The following is a 25,289-nucleotide window of genomic DNA, read 5'->3' as shown; positions in this document are numbered from 1 at the left end:
GCTCGCGACGACGCCCCAGGGACCGTTGGTCACGAATTCCGCCTCGGCGGCAATCGCCTCACAGGTAAACCTGCTGTCGGCTGGGCTACCGCGCAGCTTCGCGCCCGGCTCCCAGCGGACGCGACCTATTCTCCGGCAGATAGGATTATTGCCTCTATCGGGGGTTATATCGCTCGATGATGGTCAGGGAGCGGCAGATGGACGCCTCGGACGAACTCCTACAGAGGGCCACACCGTCGGCTCTTTTGACCCTGGACGGTGTCATCTGCTGTCTCAACGCCGCAATGGCCTCAGCGCTGGGCAGGCCAGAGGAACAGTGCGTAGGCCGCCGCTTCAGTGACCTGCTGTCCGAAGATCAGCGGATCTCGGCCCGGAGCCTGCTGGCGCACGGGGCCACGACGAAGAGGCTCGCAATGCGGGTGCTGGAATTCCCTGGTACGGGCGAAGCGTCTGTGGTCTGCCTGGTCGAAGCGCGGCCGGTAACGGACCCCGCAGATGGCGAGCGGCTTGTGTGGGTGCACTCGTTGGACGCGCGACATGACCTCGGCGGCCTGCTGATCCCATTTGACCTTGCAGCCAAGGCCGCCGGCCTTGGCCTTTACATGTGTTCACCCGATGAGCACCGGATCGAGTGGCTGGGTGGCGAGCCCGCCCTGGCCGCACTCTTCCCGCAGGCGTCGATGTCCCTGCCCATGGTGATCCGGCGAGTGCACCCTGAGGACCGGAAGGACGTGCAGCGGCTCGTGCGCTCGTCCGTCGCCCAGTCCCCGTGGATCAGGTCGCGGTTCCATACCGAGCACGACGGCTGGCGCATGCTGGCCAGCCAAGCCCGCCGGATCACGCTGGGTTACGGCGGTCCCGAACGGGTCTTCGGGGTGATCCGCGACGAGTCCACGATGGAAACGCACCGAAAGGACATGCTGGCTGCGGTGAGTGCTGAGCGGCGACGCGCGGATGAGATCGCCGCGTTCTCCTCCGCCCTGTTCAGTGCCGCCACCGAGCAGGAGTTGCAGCAGGTCGTCCTGACTCGGCTCGCCGCGGCTTACGGCGGTTTCGGCGCCCTCTTCGCGCTCGTCGACGACGGGCGTCTGCGGGTCTCCTCGGACGCCGGGATCCCCACATGGCAGACCGATGCCCTGCTCGGTCTGCCGCTGGACGAGGACCGGCCGTTGCCCTGTGCGATCCGTACCGGTCAGCCGCAGTTCATTGCCAACCAGGAGGAACTCGCACGGTGTTGGCTGAGTGATACCAGTGCGGCTCAGGCACGGCCTGGCCCAGATGTCGCCATGTCGATCACTCCTCTCAGCCCGCCGGGCGACCGGCCACTCGGGGCCTGGGCAGTGACGTATGACAGTAAGCGCCCTCCGTCCCTGGAGAAGCTCGCCTTCATGACCACTCTGGCCGATCTGGCGGGCCAGGCCCTGAGGCGCATCAGGTTGCAGCAGGCCCACGTCGAGCTGTCCACGGCGGTCCAGCAGAGCATGCTCCCCACGCTCCCCGAGCACCTCCCGGGCCTGGAGGTCGCCGTCCGCTATCAACTCAGCCGGGACGGGCTGGATATCGGCGGAGACTGGTACGACGCGTTCTTCTTGCCCGACGGTGCGGTCGCACTCGAGATCGGCGACGCCCAGGGGCACGACGTGGATGCCGCGGTCTTCATGGGACAGGTGCGCTCGTCCATGCGCGCGATCGCCGCCCACGAGCCTGAGCCAGGAACGGTGCTGACACGCACCAACGAGTTGCTCACCACGATGGACGCACCACGCTTCGCCAGCTGCACCATGCTGCATGTCGATCCGCGCGACGGTCAGGTCATCGGCACCAGCGCAGGCCACGTTCCGCTAGTCCACGCACGCGAGGACGGCAGCCACTGCATCCGCACACTTCCCGGAGGGCCTGTCCTGGGAGTCCTGCCCGATATCGACTACCCCGAGGAGACCTTCACTTTGGAGGAAGGCACCGCGCTGGTCATGGTCACCGACGGCCTGGTCGAAGGACCGGGCCTGACGCTGGAAGCCGGACTGGAGCGAGCGGGAACACTGGCCGGCCGCGCCCTCCATGACCGCCTCGACGTCGAGGCCACGGCAGACCTCATCCTCGATGCCGTGCTCGCCGTAGACCACCTCGACGACGTGGCCGTGCTGGTCATCCGGCGCACCTAGGAGGTGCTCGGCTCGGGAAGGATCGCGGCGGTTGGGCGCAGGTGACCTACCGGCGCTACGCCCTGCGCCGGGTGCCGGGGCGAGCGTCCTGCCCTCGCTCTTCGTGAACGGCGTGCAGCCGACTGACGATGGCCGGGTTGTAGCGGCGCGGATGTCGTCGCCGTCTGCCGCTCCAGGGCGTGGCAGTTGCCCTCTGACCACGACAGACGACAAGTCGGAACAGGCTTTTTACCGTGAAAGCTAATTCTGCAGGAAGGATTGCAGCATGGCTGTCACTTCCTGTGGCTTCTCCTCTGTCACGAAGTGTCCTGAATTTTTCAGGACACGTCCCTCGACGTTCTCGGCGTAATCACGCCATTGGTCAACGATCATTCCACCGAAGGAATCCTGCGCGCCGACGGCGAGGATGGCCATCTTCAGTTTGCCCCGGGCCAGGAACTCCTTGTTCTGCTGAACGTTCGCGCGGAGCTGACGGTATACGCTCATCCACGCCGTCGTGCGGCCGGGCTCCTTCAGGAAGTGGGCGTAGTAGTCATAGTCCGACGGCGTGAACGGTGACTTGTTGCCCACCAGGTACGCAGTGATCATTTCCTGGATGAAGACACGCTCGTGACCGGCGATGAGGTGTTCGGCGAGAGGCATCTGGAACATGCCCCAGTGCCACGGCGAGGGCTTGTTCGGGTCAACGTTCAGAACGGGGAAGCTGTAGGCGCTGTCATCCGCAATGGGGGCTTCCATCACGGCCATGCGGCGCACCTCCGACGGCCACTGCGCCGCGTAGGCATAGGCGACCCACACGCCAACATCGTGGCTGACTACCTGGATGCCGTTGTTGAGTCCCAGCTGCTCGAGCAGTTGATGCACGTCCTCAGCCAACTGCGCGGCCTGGTAACCACTCTTCGTGACCTGTGAGTCGCCAGTGCCACGCAGGTCGACGGCGATCACGGTGTGGGTCCTGGAGAGCGGACCCATCTGCTGCCGCCACTCGGCCCACGTCTGAGGGAACCCGTGGATCATTACCACGGGCGAGCCTTCGCCGCCCTGCATGTAGTGCATACGGAAGCCATTCACTTCCGCGTACTTGGACCGAAAACCAGCAGGTGGTTGAGATTGCGGGTAAGTCGACGGCGACGGCTCCACCATTGAACTATGCCCGCGGCTTTCGCCCCATCCTCCGGAGCCCGAGGTGACGGAGATTGCCAGGAGGGTCTTCAATGCCGCGATGAGCCTGTTGGTCTTTCCTATTCCGATGCTCATTGATGCACCTACTTGGAGTCGCTATCTCGTTATTCCACACTAGACGTGTGAGTACGGTGAAGCCACCCATCGGTCCGGCGCAGTACCTTACCGAAGGTCTCACGCCACAGGCCGTTCAATACCCCTCGGAGTCACTGCCCGGCGGATGCGGAGCTTCGCGTCAGTGCGGCCCCCTAGGCGCCGCACTGACCTGTCCGGGACTCTCCACCGGGAGCTGAGTCACGGATGGAACCGCCACCGGCCTTCAGAGACGACATCCATCTTGCCGTCCCTGACACGAACGGCTGTCTCGTCGTCGATGAAGTAGATCGGAAAGTCCGCCCGCGCAACGATGCGATCAGCCCAGGCGTCATCCCGCTCGGGAAAATCCGGCGAGTACAGGTGGGGCTTGAGATACCAGTCGAAGAGGCCGAACGGCGGCTCCACGGTCGTCGCGCCGAGCACGTGGAGGTCCGCAGTGTCCCCGATGACGTCGGCGGAGTGCCCGGTGAGATGACGACTGAAGATCATTGATCCGGCGCTGACCCCCACATAGACCCGGTTCTCCAGCGCCTCCAGGAAGCCGTCGGCCAAGCCGTTGCCGGTGATGCTGCGCGCAAGGTGGTAGTGGTTGCCGCCCTCGACATAGATGACGTCGGCGTGGAGCAGTCGGTCGAGCACCATCTGCCGGGGCAGGCCGTTCAGCTCCAGGACGTCGAACTCCCGCCAGCCGAGGCCGTGCAGCCGGTTCATGTCCTCGACCACCCACCCGTGGTCCCCGGGCTCGGCGACCGACGCCGTGGGAACGAACACGACGTTCGCCGATCCGAACGGCTTTCCCAGCATGTCCCGCAGCGCATCCCGCAGTGTCTCGTTGCGCAGGCCACTTGCCGTCAAGAGAAAGTCCATCGGGCGAGCCAAGCACGACTGGCGGGCGCGCGCAACGGACCTAGGTTCCACCCCCTCGTGGCCGACCGGGGCGGACCGCCCAAGAAGCGCCTGGGCTGGGCACTGAGAGCCGTCGGGGGGACCATCCCCTCAGGACTCGTCGGCGAGGAAGTGCTCGGCCAGGGGGGTGCCGGCGAACTTCTTGTTCATCTCGCGGGAGAAGAGCAGCAGCGTGTTTCGCGGCCGATGGAGCACCGCGAGTTCCTGGGCCTGGCCGGCGGCGTCGCAGGTGACCGTGACGACGACCTTCATGGGCTCGCCGAGGACCGAGGCCTCGTAGATCTCGAGGAAGCCGTTGTCACCGAAGTCTCCGGTGAAGCTGAAGTCCTGGAACTCATACAGTTCACGGGCCTTGACCACGATGGCGCGAACCGCTTCCGCGCCACGCGCGGTGCCGTTCATGGCAGCGCCTTCCAGGGTGACGTCGTCGGCCAGGTTGTCCAGCCACCACGGGTAGTAGCTGAGTCCCTGGCGGTCGGTGTCACTGCTTTCCACGTTCGCCATGTCGTGTCTCCTTCGAAGATCCGGCCGGGGCGGCTTGCGTATCGGTCGGTTGCCGGTGATTCCGACGACAAATACGAGCATATGCTCTTAATTCATCGAGGGCAAACCTGCGATCCGGCCGTGCGGGGCGAGGCCTGTCGGGGACCTCGACACTAAGCGTATATGCTCCTATTGCTGAGGCCCGGCGAACCCGCTGGTCACATATCGCTCGACGTTCCGGCAGAGGCGCCAGCGCACGCTGCCGCCGAGGCGACATGTGCACCGAGCCCTCGGGCGCGACTGACAGGTCTGCACGACATGCGCCTCTCTCAACATGTACTCCCGGTGCAGGGAGGTGCTCACCTGGACACCGGGGCGAAGGAGGCCACGTCGATGGACGTGAGGCATACACCCAGGCCACCTGGGATGCTCGAGGACGAGTGGGAAGCCCTCCGGCCCGCCGTCTTCGGAGCGGCGTACCGCTTGCTCGGTAGCGTGGCCGATGCCGAGGACGTGGCCCAGGACGTATGGCTGCGGGCAGCCACAGCCGACCTACGCGACGTCCGTGATGTGCGGGCCTGGCTGGTCACGGTGGCAGCGCGACGGTCGTATGACATCCTCAAGTCCGCCCGCGCCCGCAGGGAAACCTATGTCGGGCCGTGGTTGCCGGCGCCCCTGCTGACGGGGCCGGACGCCTCTGAGCCGGTGTTGGTCGACGAATCGGTCGGATCCGCGATGCTCCTGGTGATGGAAGAACTGAAGCCGCCCGAGCGTGTGGCCTTCATACTCCATGACGTGTTCGGTCTCGAGTTCAGCCGCATCGCCGACGTGCTCGGCGTCTCCGTGGCGGCCGCCCGACAACTCGCCTCACGAGCACGGCGGAAGGTGGCCGGGGCCAGGCAGCGCACCGTAGCCGCCTCCCGGGCGGAGCGCGAGCGCCTCATCGCCGCCTTCCGCAGCGCCTACGAAGCGGGGGACATGGCCGCCCTGGTGCGTCTGCTGCACCCCGATGCCGTATATGTCACCGACGGTGGCGGCAGGGTCGCCGCGGCGCGCAAGCTCATCCGGGGCGGCGCGCGCATCGCCATGGTCATGATGCGGGCGGGGCGCCTGTTGCGCGCGGACGGTATTGAGGTCATCGAGGTCGGAGGCGAGCCGGCGCTCCTCCTCCGCAGGGATGGGCGAGCCGTCTCCGTGGACACGGTGGAGATCAAGGACGGCCTGATCACCGCCTACCGCAGGGTCCTCAACCCGGACAAGCTTGCGCACGTGTGATCCTCACGCCGGGCGGGGCGCTCCAAGGACACACCGTGCTCTGCTTGACCGGCATTCTCCGCGAGGCCGGCCGGTCCGGACGTGCCCTGGCACCGGGCAGGAGGCGTGCCACCCGCGGCAACGCCTCCTGACGCGGGGTGGCCTCAGACTTCCGAGTGCAGGCCGTCGTTGGGTATGTGGACGCGCTGGACCGGCGTGTGGGTGCTGCGGTCAACCAGCGGTGCGGTGGGGGTGCGGTCGATCTGCAGGCTGAGGAATTCGGGGCGGCTGTAGTGGCCCCGGGCGTCCATCAGGCGCTTGCGCCGGTCGATCATCGTGAGGTCCAGGTCGGCGATCACCTCTCCCTCACCCGAGGTGAGCGGCTCGCCGATGATGCCGCCTTCGGGGTCGACGATGGCGGTGAAGAACCCCTGGGAGAACACCCCGGCCGGGGCACCGGTGTCCGCCGCGAGCTGCGCCCGCTGGTCGGCGTCGAGCCAGGCGGTGGCGTTGACGACGAAAGCGGCTGCCTCCAGCGCGTGCTGACGGATGGCCACCTCCATCTGCGGCGCGAACAGCGGACCCCCGAACGCGCCGGGGAACATGGCGGCGTGGATCTGCTCAACGTCGGCGATCAGGGCGTAGCGGGCGAGGGGCTGGTAGTGCTCCCAGCAGGCGAGCTGGCCGACGCGGCCGACGGCGCTGTCCACGGCACGCAGCCCGGAGCCGTCGCCCTGACCCCAGACCATGCGCTCGTGGTACGTCGGCGTGATCTTGCGGCGGCGCTGGAGCAGCGTGCCGTCGGCATCGAACAGCAGCTGTGTGTTGTACAGGGAGTCGCCATCACGTTCGTTGACGCCGATCGAGACGACCACACCGGCTTCGCGGGCCGCCGCGCCGATCGCATCCGTGTCGGCGGACGGCACGGTCACCGCCTCCTCCATCAGCCGCAGGTGCTCCTTGGCCATGGTGTAAGGCGGCTGCACGAAGGAGAAGTAGGGGTAGTACGGGACAACGGTCTCCGGGAAGACCGCGAACCGGACACCCTTCCGTCCCAGCTCACGGATCTTCTCCACCACCTTCCCGACCGTGCCCGCACGGCTGTAGAGCACGGGGCTGATCTGGACGGCAGCTGCCTTCACAAGGGTCATGACGGGGTTCCTTCTCACGATGCGGGGTCAGCGAACTCTCGGCGGTTGCGATGACCGGAGGCGGGGCTCGGCAGGCACTGGAACCGGCCTCTTCAAGAGGCCTGGAGCCGGGGAAGGCGCTGAGCTGCGCGCTGACCACTCTCTTCAGGCGGCCCCTGCGGGCCACCACCTCACCAATAGGAGCACATGCTCCTATTTGTGGAAGGGCAAGAGAACGACACGTCTGCACCACGTTGCCACGAAAGACCTCGCCTGTGCGCGACGGACCCAAGCACAGCCGCACGAGCGCCCAGCACAGCTCAGTCGCAGTGTTCACTCAGCCCAGGGATCGAAGCCGGTGTCGAGGACGGCATCGAGCAAGGCGCGCATCCGGGCCGCGTTCTCGGCACCGAACTCCTCCTCGAATTCGGCCTGCACCCCTTCCCACCGCGGGAGTGCCGCCTTCATCCGGGCCAGGCCGGCGGGCGTGACGGCGACGATGCGTGCACGGCGGTCGGTTGCCGACGGCTCGACGGTGACGAGTCCCTCGCGAGCGAGGGGCTTGAGGCAGGAGGCCATGGTCGTGCGGTCCATGGCGATCACGTCGGCAAGGGCGGTGATCGTCATCTCTTCGTGAACGCAGAGCTGCTGCAGGATGCTGAACTGCGTCGCCCGAAGGCCGAGCGGGGCCAGCGCCTTGTCGTACGTCGCGCCGAGGTACCGCGACGCCTTCCGCAGCGCCAGGTTGTTGCACAGGTCCGCCTTCGACGTAGCACTTGCCATTGCGTCCTCCACAGGCTTCCCGTGCACTATACGAGCATCTACTCTTAATTGGGAAGGCCCACCAGCCGTGCCGACGTGAGGTCGGACCCCTCCTCCTGAATGACCCAGAACACATCGCATTGCCCTTCCGAAAATTGGAGCATATGCTCCCATTTGTTCCTCGTGCGTGCACGCATGCCGCATGCAGGGACGCAAGGCAGCTCGTACAGGCGCAGCGTCACGCCATCGGGCACTGGCCGCGCCCCGTCGCCTGGCGTCTTGCCCCGCCGGCGCCGTTTGATCACCACCGCAAAAGGAACCGAGTGTGAACCCCTCCCCCATCGAACCGCCCGGCCAGGTTGGTCCCGGCATGCCGTCATCGCACCCGGACCAGCCGCCGCGCCAAGTCTCCCGGCGCGCTTTCGTCGGTGGCGCGGCAGCCGTGACTGCCGGTCTCGCGCTCACCGGTGTCTCCGCTCTGCCCGCCACGGCCGCTCCGCGGCAGAACCCGAAGGGCTTCGGATCCGTGTCCGGTGTTCCCGGGCTCCCCGAAGGGTTCCTTCGGACGTTCACCAGCCGGATCATCCAGGCCGGTGGCATACGTCAGCACGCCGTCGTCGGCGGCGACGGGCCGCCCCTGCTCCTGATACACGGCTGGCCGCAGAACTGGTACGCCTGGCGCATGGTCATGCCGGTGCTGGCGCGGAACTTCACCGTCATCGCCGTGGACCAGCGCGGGATCGGGCTGACCGACAAGCCCCGCGACGGCTACGACACCGCCACCCTCGCGAACGACCTGGCCGCGCTGATGGACACCCTCGGCCACGAACGCTTCGCGGTCGTCGGCCATGACACCGGCATGCCGATCGGCTACGCGCTCGCAGCGGACCACCCTCACCGCGTCGACCGCCTCGCCGTCGCGGAAGCCATCATTCCCGGTGTGACGCCCTCGCCGCCTCTGCTCGGCCCCGCCCAGGCCAACAACATGCTCTGGCACTTCCCCTTCAACCGGCTCGACGACGTCAACGAGCTCCTGGTCGCAGGCCGGGAGGACGTCTACTTCGGGTGGCAGCTCGACACCAAGGCCGCGCGAAAGCTGCCCGACTACGCCGTCCGGTACTACATCGAGTCCCTCACCTCGCACCGCCACGCGCTGGGCGGCAGCTTCGGCTGGTACCGCGACCTCGACACCACTTTCGCGCAGAACGCCGACCGCGTGAAGCGACGCCTGACCATCCCCGTCCTCGCCATCGGTGGAGCGCAAAGCGTCGGAGAGGGAGTGACGACCACCATGAAGCTCGCGGCCGACGACGTGCAGCCCCTGGTCATCCCGGGCAGCGGCCACTGGGTTGCCGAGGAGGCCCCACAGGAACTGCTGGCGGCACTCACCGCGTTCCTGGCCCCTTACCGCGCCACCGCCGCGGCAAGGAACCGCGGGTAGGCGCCACAAGGGCGACCTGGACCGTCTGTCGTAGCGAGCGCGGCAAAGCCGCCCTGCCTCCAAGCCCGCACCCACCGGTCCAGCGTCCACCGGGTCACGGTTCACCTGCCGCCCGAACGGATCGGTGTGCTCGGCCTCGGCGATCTGCCGACACAGCCTGCCGCGCTGTCCGGCCGAGAGCTGCGGATCGACCAACTCCTGGATCAGCGAATACCGGAACAGGGCCACCTGCCGCGTCTTCTCCGCCCGGCGGCGGTCCTCCTCGACGGACACCATGCGGCCTCCACGCTCCCCTCTGGGTCACGACCACCCGGTGACAGGTAGTCACGACACAGCGTCGGCGCCGACACGGTGCGTGCCCAGAGGCGACTGGTGTTGATCGACTCCCACGGACCGGCCCGGACCAGGCCCCGCCCGCGGCCCCCCGGGGCGGCCGGGGCGGCCGGACTCAGACCGGCGTGGAGAAGCGGCGGCAGACGTGGACCCGGGCGAACTCGCCCCGCAGTCCCTCTTCGTCGGCGAGCGTGGCGTGCAGGAACAGTGCGATGGGCCGCAGGCCTGCTCGGGCAGCCTCGATAGCGTGGCCGGGTTCACCGGACGAGGCGTAGTGGTCGGCGTAGACGTGCAGGTAGTGGTCGCTCTCGGCGAAGCCCATCGCCCGATACCAGGCCAGGGTGTCCGCGTCGTCGCGCGTCCAGGCATCCAGCATGGAAGCCCCGGCGGCCCGGGCCCGCGAGCGGGTCTTCTCCAGCAGTCGGCGGCCGATGCCGCGGTGCTGGTGGTCGGGGTGGACTGCGACGGTGTCGATGGTGGCCAGGTCGCCCTCGACGCTGGTGTCCATGATCCCGACGAGGCGGTCGTCCTCATCGACCGCGACCAGGTCCAGGCCCGGGGCCGACGTGCCGGGCCTGGCCTGCAGAACGTCGTCGAAGTAGGCAGTGGTCAAGAAGGCCAGCACCCGGCAGTGCAGCCAAGCGGTCTCATCGGCGGGCGTGTACTCGCGGACGGTGTAGTTCACAGTCGTGATCCTCTGCAGGCGTGGTGGTGTGCGGACGGTGGCTGCAGAGGCGAGAGATCACGCCGCAGATCCTGGCCGACCCCGCTGACGGTCGGCAAACGAGTTTCCCGCTCCCTCGGACCCGGTGCCGGCTACCTGGGGTCGGCCGCTGGTGCCAGCAGGGCGCCGCGGCTGAACCGGCATGCGAAACGCCAGGTCAACAGTCCCTCCTGGCTCCATCAGCGCCGGGCCGCCTCCGCCGCCACAGCAACCGCCACCACCGCGTCCGCCATCGGTGACCCGGCAGGTGGCGGCCATCTCCAGCCCCGCGCCGACCACCTCTGCCGCATCCGCCCTGCGCGGCAGCACCGCCTCCGGCAGCAGCACATGGGTCGTCGCGCAGGCAGGGCACCGCGTACGGCGGGGCCTCAACATCAGCCCCGCACCGAACCGGCCCCGGATCCTACGAGGCCACGCATGCCACCAGCCCGCCAACGGCCGGGCGCACCTCGGACAGGCCAACTGGTCCTGACGCAGCACGTGTTCCACCCGAACCGGGTCCATGTCCACGATGAGCACCCGGCAGCTCCCGCCCCGCCCGCCGTGTGCACCATGTCGTCGCCCACGAACCGCAAGAAGCCTGCCCCGACCTCCACCGAGTCAAGTGCACTGTGAATGTCGCGGACCCGCCCCTACGTCGTCATCCAACGTGTCGTCCAACGAACAGCGGGCACCCACCCAAGGGATCGCGTCGCCTCCCTTGGCCGGCACACCGGCCCCAGGGATGTTCCGCCTCCTGCCAAGACGCCCTTGGCCGATGGCACGCAAGCGCTCCTTCGTCACCAAGTCCCTCCGCACCCGTCACATTGGCGGTGGCTGTCTCGTCCACCTGAGGAACTGGCAGTGGAGCGGGCCTGCGGATCGCGCCGCCCGGCCAACTCCTGACCGTATTCGCTCAAGGGCAACGAAGTTGCCTGGCTGCGCACTGAGCCACCCGTAACGATCACAGGAAGGGGCGGAATCATCGTGATCACAACTACCGGGCACGACAGGGGATCTGCCGGACTGGCTGCGGTAGTCACTGCCGCGGCACAGGAGATAACTCCATGACGGCAGTGCCGGAATGCGCGATATACGCGATAATCGCGGTGTTGTACATCTATGCTCTGGTTGACTGCATCAGGACCCCCGAAGCCCGCATTCGAATGCTGCCCAAGGCGGGCTGGCTCGTCATCATGGTCCTGACCCCGCTCCTGGGCGCCATAGCCTGGCGAAACCTGGGCAAGCGGTCCCTTCCTGTCGAGGGCCGGCCGTCCGCGGACTGAGCTCGGTTACTCGCGGCTCCCTGTCGGGTCGCAGCACCGATCACACCCTTTGCTCATGACTGCGACCAGCACGGTCGCTTCGCGGCGGACGGCGGGCTGTCGCGCCTTCGCGCGGCTCACGGCCGTATCCGCGGAGGGGTGACGAAGGCGCCGGGCAGCGCTCCGAGCCATCGGTAACACCCTCGCGCGCCTGCGTAGGCGCCATGCACGATACGACCTCGCAACCACAAAGACCCGAAAGGCCGCCAATGAAACTCCGCAAGGTAATTGCCAGGACCGGTTGGGGCGTTGCAGGTACGGCCCCTGTCCCGAGCGGCTGCGGAGCCGGATGACTACTCGCGGTCACGCCCTGGATGGTCGACGATACGTACGCCTTGATCGCGGAGACTCCGGGCACGGCGTTGCCCTACACGATCCAGAAGTGATCACTCCGCGCATCCTCCGGCGGAACACGGGCCGTTGGCGGATCGAAACCACTCCCCTCCGCCGAAGAGCCTGACGGTCCACCTTGCGTCACAGGCCCGCACGGACGGCTGTGACGCCTTCCATGTCAATCCCCGCCAGACTTCGAGGAACCAATGACCTTTTCCTTGGCCGATCTCGACTCACACGACCCGCACTGGAACAAGCGCGGCGCGTTCCACGTGCCGTCAGGCAAGGGCCCGACGGTGTGGGCCGCGGGTGACGTCTACACGATCAAGGCCACGGGTGCGCAGACGAACGGCGGGATGGGCTTCATCGAGGCCACGGTTCCGGCCGGCGGCGGACCCGTTCCTCATGCGCACCCCGAGCAGGAAGAGACGTTCTACATCCTCGACGGGGAGTTGGAGTTCCTCGACGGGGACCATCTCTTCACCGCGGTCGCGGGCGACTTCATTCACATCCCCCGGGGGGTCCGTCACCGCTTCAAGAACAAGGCCAGCCACGCCGCAAGGATGATTTTCATCTTCACGCCTCCGGGTCTGGAACAGATTTTCGTCGATCACGCCCTCCCCGCCAGGCCCGGTGAGGCGCCACCGTCGGTCATCGACGACGACCAGCTCGCCCGGTTCGACATCATGGCCGGGCTGGCGAAGTCGATCATCCTTCCAGAACCCTCCTGAACTCCACACCACCCAACGGCCCGGCCGCGTTGCGGCAAACGAGGGCGCCAGGTGGCCGTCATGCACGGGGGCATCCGCCGACAAGGCCGCCGCTCACCTGGTCATGGCCCGACTTCCGCCAAGTGACCACATCGCACACAGGAGTACCAAGCATGCTCGAAGGATTCGAAGACGGCTACGCCGAGGTGAACGGCACCCGGCTGCACTACACCACTGGAGGCGAGGGCGAGCCGCTCGTCCTCATGGACGGATGGCCGCGCACCGTGCACGCTCTGCGCGAACTCCTCCCCCCACTGGCGCGGCGCTTCCGCGTCATCGCCGTGGACTACCGCGGGCAAGGCGCCTCGGACAAGCCCGCCGGCGGCTACGACAAGAAGAACATGGCGCAGGACGTCTACGAACTGATCCGCGGCCTGGGCCACGAGCAGGTCCACATCGCCGGCGGGGACATCGGGGCGATGGTCGCCTACAGCTTCGCCGCGAACCACCCCCGGGCCACGAAGAAGCTCGCCATCTGGGAGGGCGGACCCTTCTCCCAGATATTCCTCGACGTCATCAGCCCCTTCCCCACCCCGGAACAGCCGAACGCCTGGTGGTATCCGCTGAGCCAGGTCGACGGCCTGCCCGTCAAGCTGCTGGCGGGACGGTTCCGGCACATCATCGACTGGTCGACCGAGCACCTGGCGCTCCACCCGGAGCGGATCAGCGAGGAGAGCCGTGCCCTGTACGCCGCGGCTTACGACGCGCCCGAAGCGGTGGCCGCGGCCTTCGGCGTGTACCGGACGTTCCACCAGGACCTGGCCGACAACAACTCCTACCCGCCGCTGACGATGCCTGTCCTGGGACTGGGTGGCCAGTACGTCGCCGTGGTGCAGGCGATGATGGAGGGCAAGGCCACCGACATCCGCTACGCCACCATCGCCGACAGCGGCCATTACATCGCGGAAGAGCAGCCTGCAGCGCTCGCCGCCGAGCTGGAGAAGTTCTTCGGCTGACGCCTTCGCACTCTCGCGGCGCGTTGTCACACCCGTGCGGGCAACGTCGTCTTCTTGACGGCGCTCAGACCTTACGACGGTATCGGGGACGGCGGCACCAGCCTCACGGCGGCAGTCCTCGCCGCCCGTGAGTCCCGGGCGGCGAAGCATCGCCCGATCAAGGAGCGGCCCCCGCACTGCCGAATGGGCGCCGCCTCCGGTCGCCGTTCGACTGTCGGCGGGGCACCCGTGCGAACTCCCTCGTCGACCTGGCAAGAGTCGAATTTCGCATGTGCCGAGGCCCCGAGCGACCCACGCCTTCCGATCGGAGAAATACTGTTGAATTCCTTTGCCCTGCATGCCGGTTCGATGTTCGACGGATACACCCTGTCGGGTCCGGCCACTGTGCATGTTTCGGGGGACCGTATCGTGCGCGTCGACCGAACCGGCGCGGTGCCCGCCGACGGCAGCGACGTCATCGACTTCGGCGCCTCAGCCTGTCTGCTGCCCGGCCTGATCGACACTCACGTCCATCTTGCCTTCGACGCCGGACCGGACCCTGTGACATCCCTGGTCTCCGCCTCCGACAGTGACCTGCTCGCACACATGCGGGCCGCCGCCCAGTCCGCCCTACTGGCTGGCATCACCACGATGCGCGACCTCGGCGACCGCGGCTACCTCTCGCTGACTCTCGCGGAGGAGATGACCAAGCACACGGAGCAGGGTCCGGAGATCCTGGCCGCCGGCCCTCCGCTGACCACGCCCGGCGGCCACTGTCACTTCCTCGGCGGCGAGGTCGAGGGCGCCGAAGCGCTCCGTGCCGCCGTCCGCGAGCGTCACACCCGCGGCTGTACCGTCATCAAGATCATGGCCAGCGGCGGCCACATGACACCCGGTTCGGTGCCGCCGCACGCATCCCAGTACAGCCTGGACGACCTGCGTGCCGTCGTGGACGAAGCACACCGCCTCGGGCTGCCGGTGGCCGCCCACGCCCACGGCATCCAGGCCATCAGGGACGCCGTTGAAGCAGGCGTCGACAGCCTGGAACACGTCTCCTTCCTGAGCGCCGACGGCGTCGCCACCGACCCCGATCTCATCGACACCATCGCGAGGAAGGGAACCTTCGTCAGCCTGACGCTGGGCCTGGCCCCCGGACAAGCCGTGCAGCCGCCGAAGGCCATGACCGCACATGCCATGACCGCACATGTCAACAGCGTCTTGGACACGTACCGCAACCTGCACAAGCACGGCGCGCAGGTCGTCATCGGATCGGACGCCGGCATCGGGCCCTGGAAGCCCCACAACGTCCTCCCCCACGGCGTGGCCGACCTCGCCCGGCTGGGCGTCGCGCCGCTGGACGCGCTCAGGTCCATGACCAGCTTGGCGGCCCGCCTGTGCCACGTCGAGGGCCGCAAGGGCCGCATCTCCGTCGGTGCCGACGCGGACCTTCTCGTCGTGGGCGGCGACCTTGCGCATGATCCCGCAGCCGTCCTCGACGTACAGGCAGTCTTCCGCGCCGGTACCCGCGTGCGGTGAGCTGACGGTCTTCCGCCGGAGCGATCTCTCCAACATCCGGCCGACGCCGCTCGCCGAACGGACAGCAAGCACCGTTCGCCTGCGAGCGGCAACCGGCCACCACCGCCCACCAGCCAAGACGGCGGCGCGGCACCTTGGCCGGCACGAGTTCCTGCGCGGAGGCTTCTTCCGCCAGTTGCCCAGCTCGGCCCCCACGGTGTGGGAGCCGGTGATGCCTGGCGACGAAGGCCGGCTGTCCGGCTGCACACCGACGTCTCGCTGGTCACCCAGATCGCCGGGACGATCGTGCCCGCCGACCTCCGCGGCCGGATCTTGGGCCAGCCGACCAGTTCCAGCACCGCGCCAGGACTGGTGGTGCGCATGCTGGAAGACCTCCAGGTTGAAGACGGCATGCGGGTCCTGGAGATCGGCACCGGCACCGGCTACTCCACCGCGCTGCTGTGTCGCCGCCTGGGAGACGACCTGGTCACCTCCGTCGAAATCGACCCAGCGGTGGCGGCCGCGGCCGCAACCACGCTGGCCACCTTCGGCCACGCCCCCGACCTGGTCACCGGCGACGGGCTGGCCGGGCACAAGGACGGCGCCCCGTACGACCGGGTCATTGCCGCCTGCGGCGTGCTCACCATCCCCGTGGAATGGACGCCCAGACCCGCCCCTGCGGCCAGATCCTGGCCACCCTGTCCGGGTGGATGCACGCCTCGGAACTGGCCCGCCTCACCGTCCACGACGACGGCACCGCGACCGGACGGCTCCTGGACGGGCAGGTCTCCTTCATGCTCGCCCGCCCCCACCAGCCCCCGTCCCTCGGGATGCTCCCCGACCTCGACGCCAGCATCGATCGCGACACCACCATCGACGCCAGCAACCTGGACGACTGGACGGCCCGGTTCGTCGCCCAGACCGCCGCACCCGCTGCGCAACGCCTCCACCTCGGCAGCCGCGGCCAGCCGCTCATGGACACCGACGCGGGGAGCTGGGCCCTGCTCCAGCCCGGCCCGCACGGCTGGCGGGTCCGCCAAGGCGGCTCCGAACGCATCTGGGACCCCATCGAAGACCACCTCCTACGGTCGCGTCACGACGGATCCCCCGCCCTGAACCAGTTCCGCATCACCATCACACGCGACGGGGGCCATTCCTTCTCCTGGTCCCACACCAGGTGACACGGGCCAAGCCCAGCCGCCCGCCAAGAAGGAGCACCAGGAGAGCCCGACCGCTGCCGCTCGACGCTCATGCGCGCCGAAAGCCACAGCCGCACCGGAGTTGAGGTGCCCCTAGGGCGAGGCGGCGCCGCGGAGTCCCGGTACTGCGTCACACGGGGTTTCGTCGCGGTCTCCGTACGGGACCGCACTTCCCCCGACGGGCGAAGGTGGCCCAGCAGGGTGCGTGACCACGGGGGGACGCTTTCGTCCACTGGATCCTGCGCTTCAGCCGCCACAGAGGGCTCCTACCTGTACAGAAGCTGGACGCCTCGCGGGAACGAGAGGACCATCCGGTCCGAAAAAGTCGCCGATCTGCGGTACGTTTGGAGAAGGCGGTTCCCTGCGGACAGCCAAGCAGCGACACCTCACAAGGATCTCCAGGGCGGTAGCCACCATGCATGCAGGCGTCGAGTTCTCAGTGCTCGGCCCAGTCCCGCTGCACAAAGAGGAGGTCGAGGCCAGAACCGGTCAGCCGAGGCACTGCGACGTCCCCGCCGACAGCTCGGCCGGTACGCCCGGCTGATTGCCGGGACCCCCGTCGAGGCTGCGCACACAGCCGGTGGACCCCTCACCGTCCAAAAACGATCACTCGGGAAAGGTTCGACATGCCGGGCTCCGACCTCTACGAGAAATTCATGGCGCTGCACACCCGCGACGGCGGTCTCGTCATGCCGAACGCATGGGACGGCCTATCGGCGCTGATGCTGGCCGATGCCGGCTTCGAGGCGATCGCGACGTCATCGGCGGCACTCGCCACCACACTCGGCCGCTCCGACGGGCGTCACGAAGTCACCTGTGGTGAGCACCTTGAGCATGCGCGGCTGCTCGGCCGTCTCACCGGGCTGCCCGTTAACGGGGACTTCGAGGACGGCTACGGCGACACGCCCGAAGACGTCGCTGCGACCGTGGAAGCCGCCGTCGAGTCCGGCCTGGCCGGTATCGGGATCGAAGACACCTCGGGCAATCCCGATCAACCGATCCGCGACTTCGACGAGGCGGTCAACCGCATACGGAGCGCCGTCGAGGCTGCCAAGGGGCGCATCGTCGTCACCGGCCGCACCGACAACTTCATCCAGGGACGGCCCGATCTCGACGACACCATCCGGCGTCTGACGGCCTTCGCGGAGGCCGGCGCGGATGTGCTCTACGCCCCCTACCCACCCGACCTCGACGCACTCGTCGCGATCGTCACCGCCGTCGCACCGAAACCGGTGAACGTCCTCATCTCGCCGGCGGACAAGGTGCTGACCGTCGCTGAACTGCAGAAGGCCGGGGTCAAGCGCATCAGCGTGGGTCCAGCGCTCTACACCCACGCAATGGAGGCAGTCGACCAGGCCATCAAGGCTCTCGTCGCGGGTGACCTCACCACCGCGACGACAGGAACCAGCTTCGAGCGCATCAGCGAACTACTTGCCCGCGGAACGAAATAGCCCAGACCCTTCGAATCGCCGCTCCTCACCCACCCACCGCAAGAAGAAGGCATATTCACGTGAATCTCGATAAGCTCATGAACAAGCATCTCACCAGGTATTTCGATCCCAGCAAGACCATTCCAGGGGAAACCCTTCAGCAGCTGCTGCGATTCCTGCGTTCCGCGCCGTCATCGGTGAACGTACAGCCCAACCACTTCTACGTCCTCGCCACGCCCGAAGGCAAGGAGCGGCTCGCCGACAACCTGGGCGAACGATTCCGGGACAACGCCGAGAAGATCCTCAACGCGTCGCACACCATCATCCTCACCACCCGGGCAGATCTGCCCGACACCCACCTCGAGGCGGTGTTCGCAAAGGAGAGGGCCGATGGCCGGTTCCCTGATCCGTCCAAGCAGGAGCTGTGGGAATCCATGACCCGGGACTTCCTCAACCTTCGCAACTACGGCTACAAGGACCTCAACCATTGGATGGAGAAGCAGACCTACATGGCGGTGGGCCTGACCATGATGGCGGCCGCCGAGCTCGGCGTCGAAGCCACGCCGCTGGAGGGATTCGACCCGACCAGCGTCGACAAGGCCTTCAAGATCCGCGAGAACGGACACACCACGACAGTGCTGCTGGCCCTCGGCTACCCCGACCCGGAGAGGGTGTACACCACCCCGATCTCGCGCTTCGACCCGGACCAGCTGTTCACCTTCGTCTAAAAACCCATCCGGAAACCAAAACTCACCACGCCTACCAGGAAGAGCCATTTCAATGAAAGCCATTGTGGTCACCGACCAGGCCGCGGGAACGGCCGGAATGACGCTGACGGAACGGCCTGAGCCGCTCCCGGCGATCAACGACGTCATCGTTCGGATCCACGCATCGGGCTTCGTCCCCACAGAGATGGAGTGGCCGTCCACCTGGGCCGATCGCGCCGGCCGTGACAAGACCCCGTCGATCCCCGGTCACGAGCTGGCCGGAGTGGTCACCGCTCTCGGCTACGGCACGACGGGTCTCTCGGTCGGGCAGCGGGTGTTCGGCCTCGCCGACTGGCACCGCGACGGCACCCTCGCGGAGTACGTGGCGATCGAAGCACGCAACCTCGCACCGCTGCCAGGCGACGTCGACTTCACGGTAGGCGCGTCCCTGCCGATCTCAGGTCTCACCACGTGGCAGGGCCTGTTCCAGCACGGCCGCCTCCAGGCCGGCCAGACTGTCCTCGCTCATGGCGCAGCCGGGGCAGTCGGGACGATGGTGACCCAGCTCGCACGTGAAGCCGGCGCTTACGTCATCGGCACCGGACGCGCCGCCGACCGTGAGAAGGCGCTCGACTTCGGCGCGCACGAGTTCGTCGACCTCGAGAACGACACGCTGAAAGACGTCGGCGGCGTCGACCTGGTCTTCGATGTCATCGGTGGCGACGTTCAAAAGCAGTCCGCCGCCCTGATCAAGGCCGGAGGAACACTGGTGTCCATCGTCGGCCCGGTCGAAGCACGGCCCGCTGACGGCCTGGCCGTGGACTTCGTCGTCGAAGCCGATCGCGCCGAACTCGGTGAGATCGTGCAGCGGGTGCGGGACGGACGACTGCGCACCAACATCGGCGACATCGCGAGCCTCGACGATGCCATCGGCGCCCTCAACCCGACCACCCGACGCCTCGGGAAGACGGTCATCCGCGTCCTCCCGTAAGTGGTGGACGGCCACCGCCCGAGCGGCAGGTCACGGTCCTGATCTACGCCACGGCCATCAGGCACCGACCGGTGCAAGGACCCGAACCGACACACGCCGGCACTCGAACCAGAGGAGTTGATCACCTTGGACGGACAAGAAGTGCAGAAGATCGCGCGTGACTACACCGCGGAACTGCCCGGCACCGACCAGGAGCATCGTTTCGGCCCCGACTGGGAGCTCCACAAGGTGGGCGGCAAGCTCTTCATGCTCATGACCGATATGCCTGGACGCCCCGTCCTGATCCTGAAAGCCGATCCTGACGACGCCACAGCCCTGCGTGAGCAGTACGCGGGCATCACCCCCGGCTACCACATGGACAAGAGGCACTGGATCACAGTGGAAGGCGGAGACACCATCGACGACAAGTTGGTGAAGGAACTCGTGACCGACTCCTACCGTCTCGTGGTCGGCGGGCTTCCCAAGTCCAAGCAACCCGTGGATCCACACACCTACGACCGCCACGCCTGACCCTCTGAATGCCCATCCTGCGACGCAGCGTCGCAGAAGTCATCTGGAGCCCCCATGCGCGTTTTCGTCACTGGCGCCAGCGGCAGCATCGGCTCCGCTGTCGTTCCCGAACTCATCGCCACCGGTCACGAGGTCATCGGCCTCGTCCGCTCCGATGCCGCGGCTACGGCCGTCGCCGCCGCCGGCGGGACGCCGCTCCGCGGCGACCTCACCGACCTTGACAGCCTCCGTACCGGCGCCGCGCAGGCCGACGGTGTCATCAACCTGGCCTTCAGCAACGACTGGAGCAACTTGGAACAGGGCATCGCCGAGGAAGCGCGCGCCGTGCAGACCCTCGCCGCCGCACTCGAAGGCAGTGGCAAGCCGTTCGTGCATGCCGGCCTCACGCCGATGGTGCCGGGCCACACCTCCACCGAGGAGGACCGCGACACCACCAACGGTCCGGTCGGTGGCCGCGGCCGCACTTCCGACGTGGTGCTGACCCTGGCCGCCCAGGGCGTCCGATCCTCCGTCGTGCGGCTGCCGCGCTCCGTGCACCAACGCGGGTCGGCATACGGCTTCTGCTCGGTGCTCATCGCCGCCGCGCAGAAGACGGGCGTGTCAGCGTACGTCGGCGACGGCACACAGCGATGGCCGGCGGTCAACCTGCTTGACGCCGCGAGGCTGTTCCGCATCGCACTCGAGGACGCTGCGCCGGGCACGGTCCTGCACGCGGTAGCCGACGAGGGCGACACCATGAGGTCGCTGGCCGAGGTTATCGGCGGTGTTCTCGCGGTGCCGGTCGAGTCGGCGCCGCCTGAGCGCTTCGGCCTCATCGGTCGCGTGTTCGCCCTAGACATGCCATCGTCGAGTGCACTGACCCGGGAACGGTTCGGATGGGAGCCCACCCACCCACGCCTGATCGACGACCTCGCTGCCGGCGACTATCCCGCCCTGGGCTGAAGTCCTCGGGATGCCGCCGGGACCGGACAGGGTGAGTGACCACTGACCTTCCGCACACACCGGGTCTCCCTTGCCTCCGTCCGAGTGCTCGGCCAGGGCGCTGGCTGCACCAACGCGTCCGGCGGATCTGGCATGTGAGGCCGGCCACGGAAGGGGAGTGGACGCTGCCGGGAATTGCTGATCCTCGCACCCCATACGGCGGTCGGCCCGATGGGGCTCGGGATCGACCGGGCTAGGCTGCGGGCATGGTTTGGACGGGGCCGACGTATCGACTGGTGGATGGGGAGCGGATCCACGGGGCGTGGTGCCACGTGTGGACCAAGTCGTACGCGGGCTACTACCCGGCTGATCTCTTCGTCTACGCCGACGGCGCGATCCGCTGCGTGGGTGAGATGGATCTGCAGGGACTCCGGGAGCGGCTGACGTCCGGATTGATCGCTCTCACCGACCCTGAACGCCTGGCCCCAGCGCCGACCCGGGAGGGTCCCCGGTGGTCCGCCCGCTATCCGGAACCGCTGACGGACGAAGGCTTCGTGGGCGAGGTGCAGGACGAGATCGAGTCGTTGAACGGGCGGCCGACCAGTTCCGACCGGTGCTGGGGGGCGATCAGGCACTATATGGAGGAGCCCACCGAGGGCAATCGCCAGGATGTCCGGGCGGCGTATCTGACCATTCCGGCGCATCGGCGGGTCTATGTGCTGGGCGACATGGACCTGCAAGACGTCCCTTTGCGGAAGCTGATCACCGATCTCGGCGAGCCCGTGGGTGGCGACGGCCCGATTGCCACGGCGGAGATGCACCGCGAGGTTCTGGAGTACTTCCGTGCCGGCGACCGGGGCGTGGAACGAAGCCGTGAACTGTACCGAATGCTGCATGCCGATGATCCGCAAGGGGCGGGGGTTCCCGCGATCACGTCGAATGAACGGGTCAACCCACCCAACGAGCCGCCGGAGCGAGTGGACTTGTTCGCCTTGCGTAACGAGTTCCCGGCGCCGTTCTTGTACCGGGGCCAGCGGTATCCAACAGTGCTGCACGGTTACTGGGCCTTGGCGGCGGCCGACCGCTCCGACCACGATCACATCCGTGATGCAGCCACGGTTCACGAGGCCCGTGAGGCCGGAGGTCGCGTCCCGCTGCGGCCCGAGTGGCTTCTCGTCCGCACCGCTGTCATGGCCGCGCTGTTGCGTGCAAAGTTCACCCAGCACCCGGAGCTCGCCCAGGTGCTGCTGTCCACGGGCGACGCCAGAATCAGCTACACCGGGATCTCCGAGTCGCCGCACGGGACCGACCGCGGACCGCGGGAAGGCCGGAACTGGGTGGGTCGCCTGCTCGAACTCACCCGAGCTGAACTCCTGGCAGATCGGGTCGTCAACGAGGGAGGGTAGCCAACCCGGGCAACCGTGCCGGCATCCGGGTCGGCGAGCGCGACCTGGTACGTACGCGAAGCGATGCCAAGTCGACTTAGGGCACTGGCTTCTTCGTCCCGAAGCCGCGCTGAGCCGGGCGCCATCACGCAAGGAATCAGTAGACACTCACCGTTGTTGCCCGTTGATTCCCGGTCGATCGGACATACGGTGGATACGACGGAGTCGCCAGGCGTGGATCTCGCCGTAGAGCACGGATGCCGCAAATATGGCGAGCATGGTCTCCATGCTGGCTGACCACGGTTCAGGCACCCACCAGTGACCTATGACCGCCCACCCAGCAAGGATCGGCACGGCGAGGAGGTAGCCGCGCAGCCGCACACGCAGCCGTCGCACATCATGCCGTGGTTCAACTGCCATGATGGCCCTGTGTCATCGCTGGATGATGCCTGATCACAAGCGTATGCTGCTCACCTTTGCCGGGTAGGTCAATGCTCCAGCAGGGACTCGGTGCTGGATCACGTATCGGCGAGTTCTTCTGGAAGTGGTGAGCGAGCGCCCCACCTGCGCGCTTCCATCCCCCTGACTCCGTTGACCTGCGTAGACGCGCTCGTTGGCTGTCATCGCTGGTCAACGTCCGGTCGCCTTGGACGGCCCAGGAACGGCCCGACCATGCCTCCTACAGGGCGATCACCAAGGGACGGGCGTCGGGTCGCCCGTAGGTCAGGATGCGCGCAAGAACTTCGAGCATGCGAGCCACATCCGGAGCCGGCGCTCGTAGGACGGCTTCGACTGTCGGGTCCTCCAGCCCCAGCGCATCCACGGACTCGGGGTCCAGGGTGATCCGCAAGACATCGGCGTCCAGTTCGACCCGGCGCACACACCCGTACGCCGTGTTCTGGTCGGGCGTGACAACACAGTGCGAGTCAAAGCCGAGACGCACGTCCTGTTCGTCGGGCTCGTCAAAGCGACACATGAATGACAGCGAGAAGTCCTCCTCGTCGTCGGACTCGGCAATCCCAGCGCTCACGGTGCCGTCCGGCTCGGGATCGTCGAACCCGAACGCGACGTGTGCTTCAAATCTGAAAGTCATGGGGCGTGTTCTACCAGCGGCCGCTGACACCGAGGGGAACTCCCGCGTGTGGTCGGTGGAACGGATTTGGGCTGGAGTCTCAACGGCTGAGGCGACCCGGCCCGGCGCCGTACCCCTCGATGCGAACTATGGGCAGGGCAATGCCCGTCCCCACTCTCGCGGTGATCTGTAAATCGGGTCAGGTCGCTCGTCGATGGCCATCACAGCCCGCTCGTAGAGGATGCCGAGTGCGCTGGCGCTGGTCACTCGAGTCGTTCGATGGCGACGGGTTGCCCCAGGTGACCGCCGTCTGGATGATCTCCGGTGTGATGAACCTCCTCGCCCCCGTGCATAAGGCCCGCCTCGAGCGATGGGTCCGCACCCGCTTCGACCCCACCGAGTACGGGATGGTGCCCGCCGCGATGCTCGACGCCCGGCGGGCCGGGCCGCCCCTGCCCACTCACCGGATCGACGAGATGCAGGCGGTCGCGGACGCCGCGTGGGGAGGCGACTGGCGCACGCCGGCCTCCTACGTGAACCGCACGGGTGAGGAATGGGAGGAGCGCTGGCACCGGCTGGAACTGCTACAGGAGATCGCTGGTCAGGACGACGCCTGGCTGGACGAGTGGCGCCGCAACGACCCGGACAACGGGGACGCCGCCACACTCCACGCACAACTGCTCGTGCACCGGGCTTGGGAGGCCCGGGGACCCGGCTACGCGAACCAGGTCCCCTCCGAGCGCATGCGGCGCTTCAAGCAGATGCTGCCCGCCGCCATGGAAGCCGCGCGACACGCTTCCGAGCTCGCGCCCCGCGACCCCGGCCCGTGGGTCGTCATGATCACCGCCGCACGCGCCCTGAAGTACCGCGGCATGCAGTTCAACCCGCTGTGGGAGGGACTCGCCGAGCGCGCCCCGCACCACTACGCGGGGCACTGGCAGGCACTGCAGTACTGGAGCGCCAAGTGGTGCGGCACCGACAAGCAGATGATGGACTTCGCCGAACGCGCCGTGCACAACGCCCCGGAGGGCAGCCCCCTCTCGGGCATCTACCTGCACGCCCTGTCCGAACTCACCGAACGGCACCGCGCCATGGCGCCCGTGACCACGGCCAGGGTCAAGGGCGTCCTGGCGGAGGTCACCCGATCTATCGGTCAGGTTCCCGAGGACGCCCGGGAGCTGCCGCGCCTGCGGCACCTGCTCGCGCACTACCTGGGCGAGAACGGCGACCACGACGCCGCACTCGAGCAGTTCCGGCTCATCGGCCCCTGGTGCGGCGCGGAACCCTGGACCGACAAGGCCGACCCGGTCGCCGCCTTCCAGCTCGCCCGCGGCATCGCGGCCGCCAAGGCCGCGAACGGCAAGCTGCCAGCCGACGGGGACGGTGCCACCCGGTGGGGCCGCACCGGTGGGTGACGGACGGTCAGGCCGGCTCTGGATGCTCCGGCAGCGTTGGGCGGCCCACCTTGCCAGGATCCGTGCGGGCGGCCTGGGCCTCACGCGCCAGAGCTGCTGCTCGAGGCGGTGCGCCGCCTGTGACGCGCCTCACTGCGGGCGGTGAGGGCGATGAAGGCTTCCGGTCGGCGCCGGGAATCTGGGGGCGCAGAGGCGGCGCCGTTTTCACAAGATCACATGATTCACCAGGGAAATCGCCGCCCCGCTCAAGAGGCCGGGCCCTCGGTCGGAACGGGCCCTGACGCCGAACATGGGGCCGCCTGCCGCGACGGGGCCGCTCATGCCTCAGG

At 67.6% G+C, this 25,289-nt stretch carries 23 protein-coding genes and 1 pseudogene; 16 read left to right on the top strand and 8 right to left on the bottom strand.

Features of this window, described 5'->3' with window-relative positions:
* Window positions 1–197: 197 nt before the first annotated feature.
* Window positions 198–2,162, top strand: coding sequence for a SpoIIE family protein phosphatase (locus ACFV3E_RS12470; protein WP_500534648.1), 1,965 nt, complete (start codon window positions 198–200; stop codon window positions 2,160–2,162).
* Between the two features lie 240 nt (window positions 2,163–2,402).
* Here ACFV3E_RS12470 and ACFV3E_RS12465 read toward each other — a convergent pair whose 3' ends face one another.
* The 3 genes from ACFV3E_RS12465 to ACFV3E_RS12455 all read right to left on the bottom strand — a co-directional run bounded on the left by ACFV3E_RS12465 (window position 2,403) and on the right by ACFV3E_RS12455 (window position 4,850).
* Window positions 2,403–3,419: an alpha/beta fold hydrolase gene (locus ACFV3E_RS12465; RefSeq protein ID WP_500534647.1), complete on the bottom strand. Its 1,017-nt coding sequence runs from the start codon at window positions 3,417–3,419 to the stop codon at window positions 2,403–2,405.
* Window positions 3,420–3,638: 219 nt separating this feature from the next.
* Window positions 3,639–4,307, bottom strand: coding sequence for a Type 1 glutamine amidotransferase-like domain-containing protein (locus ACFV3E_RS12460; RefSeq protein ID WP_500534646.1), 669 nt, complete (start codon window positions 4,305–4,307; stop codon window positions 3,639–3,641).
* 129 nt (window positions 4,308–4,436) lie between these two features.
* Window positions 4,437–4,850 carry a hypothetical protein gene (locus ACFV3E_RS12455; RefSeq protein WP_500534645.1) on the bottom strand — a complete coding sequence of 138 codons (414 nt, stop codon included), beginning with the start codon at window positions 4,848–4,850 and terminating at the stop codon, window positions 4,437–4,439.
* Between the two features lie 405 nt (window positions 4,851–5,255).
* Between ACFV3E_RS12455 and sigJ the strand changes: the two genes are divergently transcribed.
* Window positions 5,256–6,104 (top strand): RNA polymerase sigma factor SigJ, encoded by an 849-nt coding sequence (gene sigJ, locus ACFV3E_RS12450; protein WP_500534644.1) that lies wholly within the window; start codon window positions 5,256–5,258, stop codon window positions 6,102–6,104.
* A gap of 143 nt (window positions 6,105–6,247) precedes the next feature.
* Here sigJ and ACFV3E_RS12445 read toward each other — a convergent pair whose 3' ends face one another.
* Window positions 6,248–7,234: a nitrilase-related carbon-nitrogen hydrolase gene (locus ACFV3E_RS12445; RefSeq protein WP_500534643.1), complete on the bottom strand. Its 987-nt coding sequence runs from the start codon at window positions 7,232–7,234 to the stop codon at window positions 6,248–6,250.
* 312 nt (window positions 7,235–7,546) lie between these two features.
* A complete protein-coding gene (locus tag ACFV3E_RS12440; protein ID WP_500534642.1) occupies window positions 7,547–7,996 on the bottom strand; it encodes a MarR family winged helix-turn-helix transcriptional regulator in 450 nt (149 codons plus the stop codon).
* Between the two features lie 304 nt (window positions 7,997–8,300).
* Here ACFV3E_RS12440 and ACFV3E_RS12435 point away from each other — a divergent pair, with 304 nt between their 5' ends.
* Complete coding sequence (locus ACFV3E_RS12435; protein ID WP_500534641.1) at window positions 8,301–9,416, top strand: alpha/beta fold hydrolase; 1,116 nt, start codon at window positions 8,301–8,303, stop codon at window positions 9,414–9,416.
* A 448-nt stretch (window positions 9,417–9,864) separates the two neighbouring features.
* On the opposite strand, the gene ACFV3E_RS12430 is transcribed toward ACFV3E_RS12435, so the two are convergent.
* Window positions 9,865–10,434, bottom strand: a complete 570-nt coding sequence (locus ACFV3E_RS12430) for a GNAT family N-acetyltransferase (protein ID WP_500534640.1) — start codon at window positions 10,432–10,434, stop codon at window positions 9,865–9,867.
* A 57-nt stretch (window positions 10,435–10,491) separates the two neighbouring features.
* Entirely contained in the window at window positions 10,492–10,977 is a 486-nt protein-coding gene (locus tag ACFV3E_RS12425) for a DUF6431 domain-containing protein (RefSeq protein WP_500534669.1), read from the bottom strand.
* Between the two features lie 542 nt (window positions 10,978–11,519).
* On the opposite strand from ACFV3E_RS12425, the gene ACFV3E_RS12420 reads away from it, so the two are divergent.
* The 12 genes and pseudogenes from ACFV3E_RS12420 to ACFV3E_RS12365 all read left to right on the top strand — a co-directional run bounded on the left by ACFV3E_RS12420 (window position 11,520) and on the right by ACFV3E_RS12365 (window position 22,494).
* Entirely contained in the window at window positions 11,520–11,738 is a 219-nt protein-coding gene (locus tag ACFV3E_RS12420) for a PLD nuclease N-terminal domain-containing protein (RefSeq protein WP_500534639.1), read from the top strand.
* A 590-nt stretch (window positions 11,739–12,328) separates the two neighbouring features.
* Window positions 12,329–12,841 carry a cupin domain-containing protein gene (locus tag ACFV3E_RS12415; RefSeq protein WP_500534638.1) on the top strand — a complete coding sequence of 171 codons (513 nt, stop codon included), beginning with the start codon at window positions 12,329–12,331 and terminating at the stop codon, window positions 12,839–12,841.
* 152 nt (window positions 12,842–12,993) lie between these two features.
* On the top strand, window positions 12,994–13,836 hold the full coding sequence (locus tag ACFV3E_RS12410; RefSeq protein WP_500534637.1) for an alpha/beta fold hydrolase: 843 nt from the start codon (window positions 12,994–12,996) through the stop codon (window positions 13,834–13,836).
* Between the two features lie 408 nt (window positions 13,837–14,244).
* Complete coding sequence (locus ACFV3E_RS12405; protein WP_500534636.1) at window positions 14,245–15,351, top strand: metal-dependent hydrolase family protein; 1,107 nt, start codon at window positions 14,245–14,247, stop codon at window positions 15,349–15,351.
* A 360-nt stretch (window positions 15,352–15,711) separates the two neighbouring features.
* A pseudogene (locus ACFV3E_RS12400) lies at window positions 15,712–15,933 on the top strand (rRNA adenine N-6-methyltransferase family protein); the annotation flags it as partial.
* A gap of 53 nt (window positions 15,934–15,986) precedes the next feature.
* Entirely contained in the window at window positions 15,987–16,511 is a 525-nt protein-coding gene (locus ACFV3E_RS12395) for a methyltransferase domain-containing protein (protein ID WP_500534671.1), read from the top strand.
* 644 nt (window positions 16,512–17,155) lie between these two features.
* Window positions 17,156–17,980, top strand: coding sequence for an isocitrate lyase/PEP mutase family protein (locus ACFV3E_RS12390; RefSeq protein ID WP_500534635.1), 825 nt, complete (start codon window positions 17,156–17,158; stop codon window positions 17,978–17,980).
* Window positions 17,981–18,057: 77 nt separating this feature from the next.
* Entirely contained in the window at window positions 18,058–18,687 is a 630-nt protein-coding gene (locus ACFV3E_RS12385) for a nitroreductase family protein (RefSeq protein ID WP_500371247.1), read from the top strand.
* 52 nt (window positions 18,688–18,739) lie between these two features.
* On the top strand, window positions 18,740–19,657 hold the full coding sequence (locus tag ACFV3E_RS12380; protein ID WP_500534634.1) for an NADP-dependent oxidoreductase: 918 nt from the start codon (window positions 18,740–18,742) through the stop codon (window positions 19,655–19,657).
* Between the two features lie 126 nt (window positions 19,658–19,783).
* Complete coding sequence (locus ACFV3E_RS12375) at window positions 19,784–20,167, top strand: MmcQ/YjbR family DNA-binding protein (RefSeq protein ID WP_500534633.1); 384 nt, start codon at window positions 19,784–19,786, stop codon at window positions 20,165–20,167.
* A gap of 54 nt (window positions 20,168–20,221) precedes the next feature.
* Entirely contained in the window at window positions 20,222–21,109 is an 888-nt protein-coding gene (locus ACFV3E_RS12370) for an SDR family oxidoreductase (RefSeq protein WP_500534632.1), read from the top strand.
* 245 nt (window positions 21,110–21,354) lie between these two features.
* Window positions 21,355–22,494: an NADAR family protein gene (locus ACFV3E_RS12365; protein WP_500534631.1), complete on the top strand. Its 1,140-nt coding sequence runs from the start codon at window positions 21,355–21,357 to the stop codon at window positions 22,492–22,494.
* A 658-nt stretch (window positions 22,495–23,152) separates the two neighbouring features.
* Here ACFV3E_RS12365 and ACFV3E_RS12360 read toward each other — a convergent pair.
* Window positions 23,153–23,566: an Imm10 family immunity protein gene (locus tag ACFV3E_RS12360; RefSeq protein WP_500534630.1), complete on the bottom strand. Its 414-nt coding sequence runs from the start codon at window positions 23,564–23,566 to the stop codon at window positions 23,153–23,155.
* Window positions 23,567–23,844: 278 nt separating this feature from the next.
* On the opposite strand from ACFV3E_RS12360, the gene ACFV3E_RS12355 reads away from it, so the two are divergent.
* The gene (locus ACFV3E_RS12355; RefSeq protein WP_500534629.1) at window positions 23,845–24,960 is read left to right on the top strand and encodes a hypothetical protein; all 1,116 of its coding nucleotides are present in this window, start codon (window positions 23,845–23,847) and stop codon (window positions 24,958–24,960) included.
* The last annotated feature ends 329 nt before the right edge of the window (window positions 24,961–25,289 follow it).

It is taken from the genome of Streptomyces sp. NPDC059718 (genome assembly GCF_042733315.1).
GTDB lineage: Bacteria > Actinomycetota > Actinomycetes > Streptomycetales > Streptomycetaceae > Actinacidiphila.
This window is presented reverse-complemented; position numbering and strand designations above follow the sequence as displayed.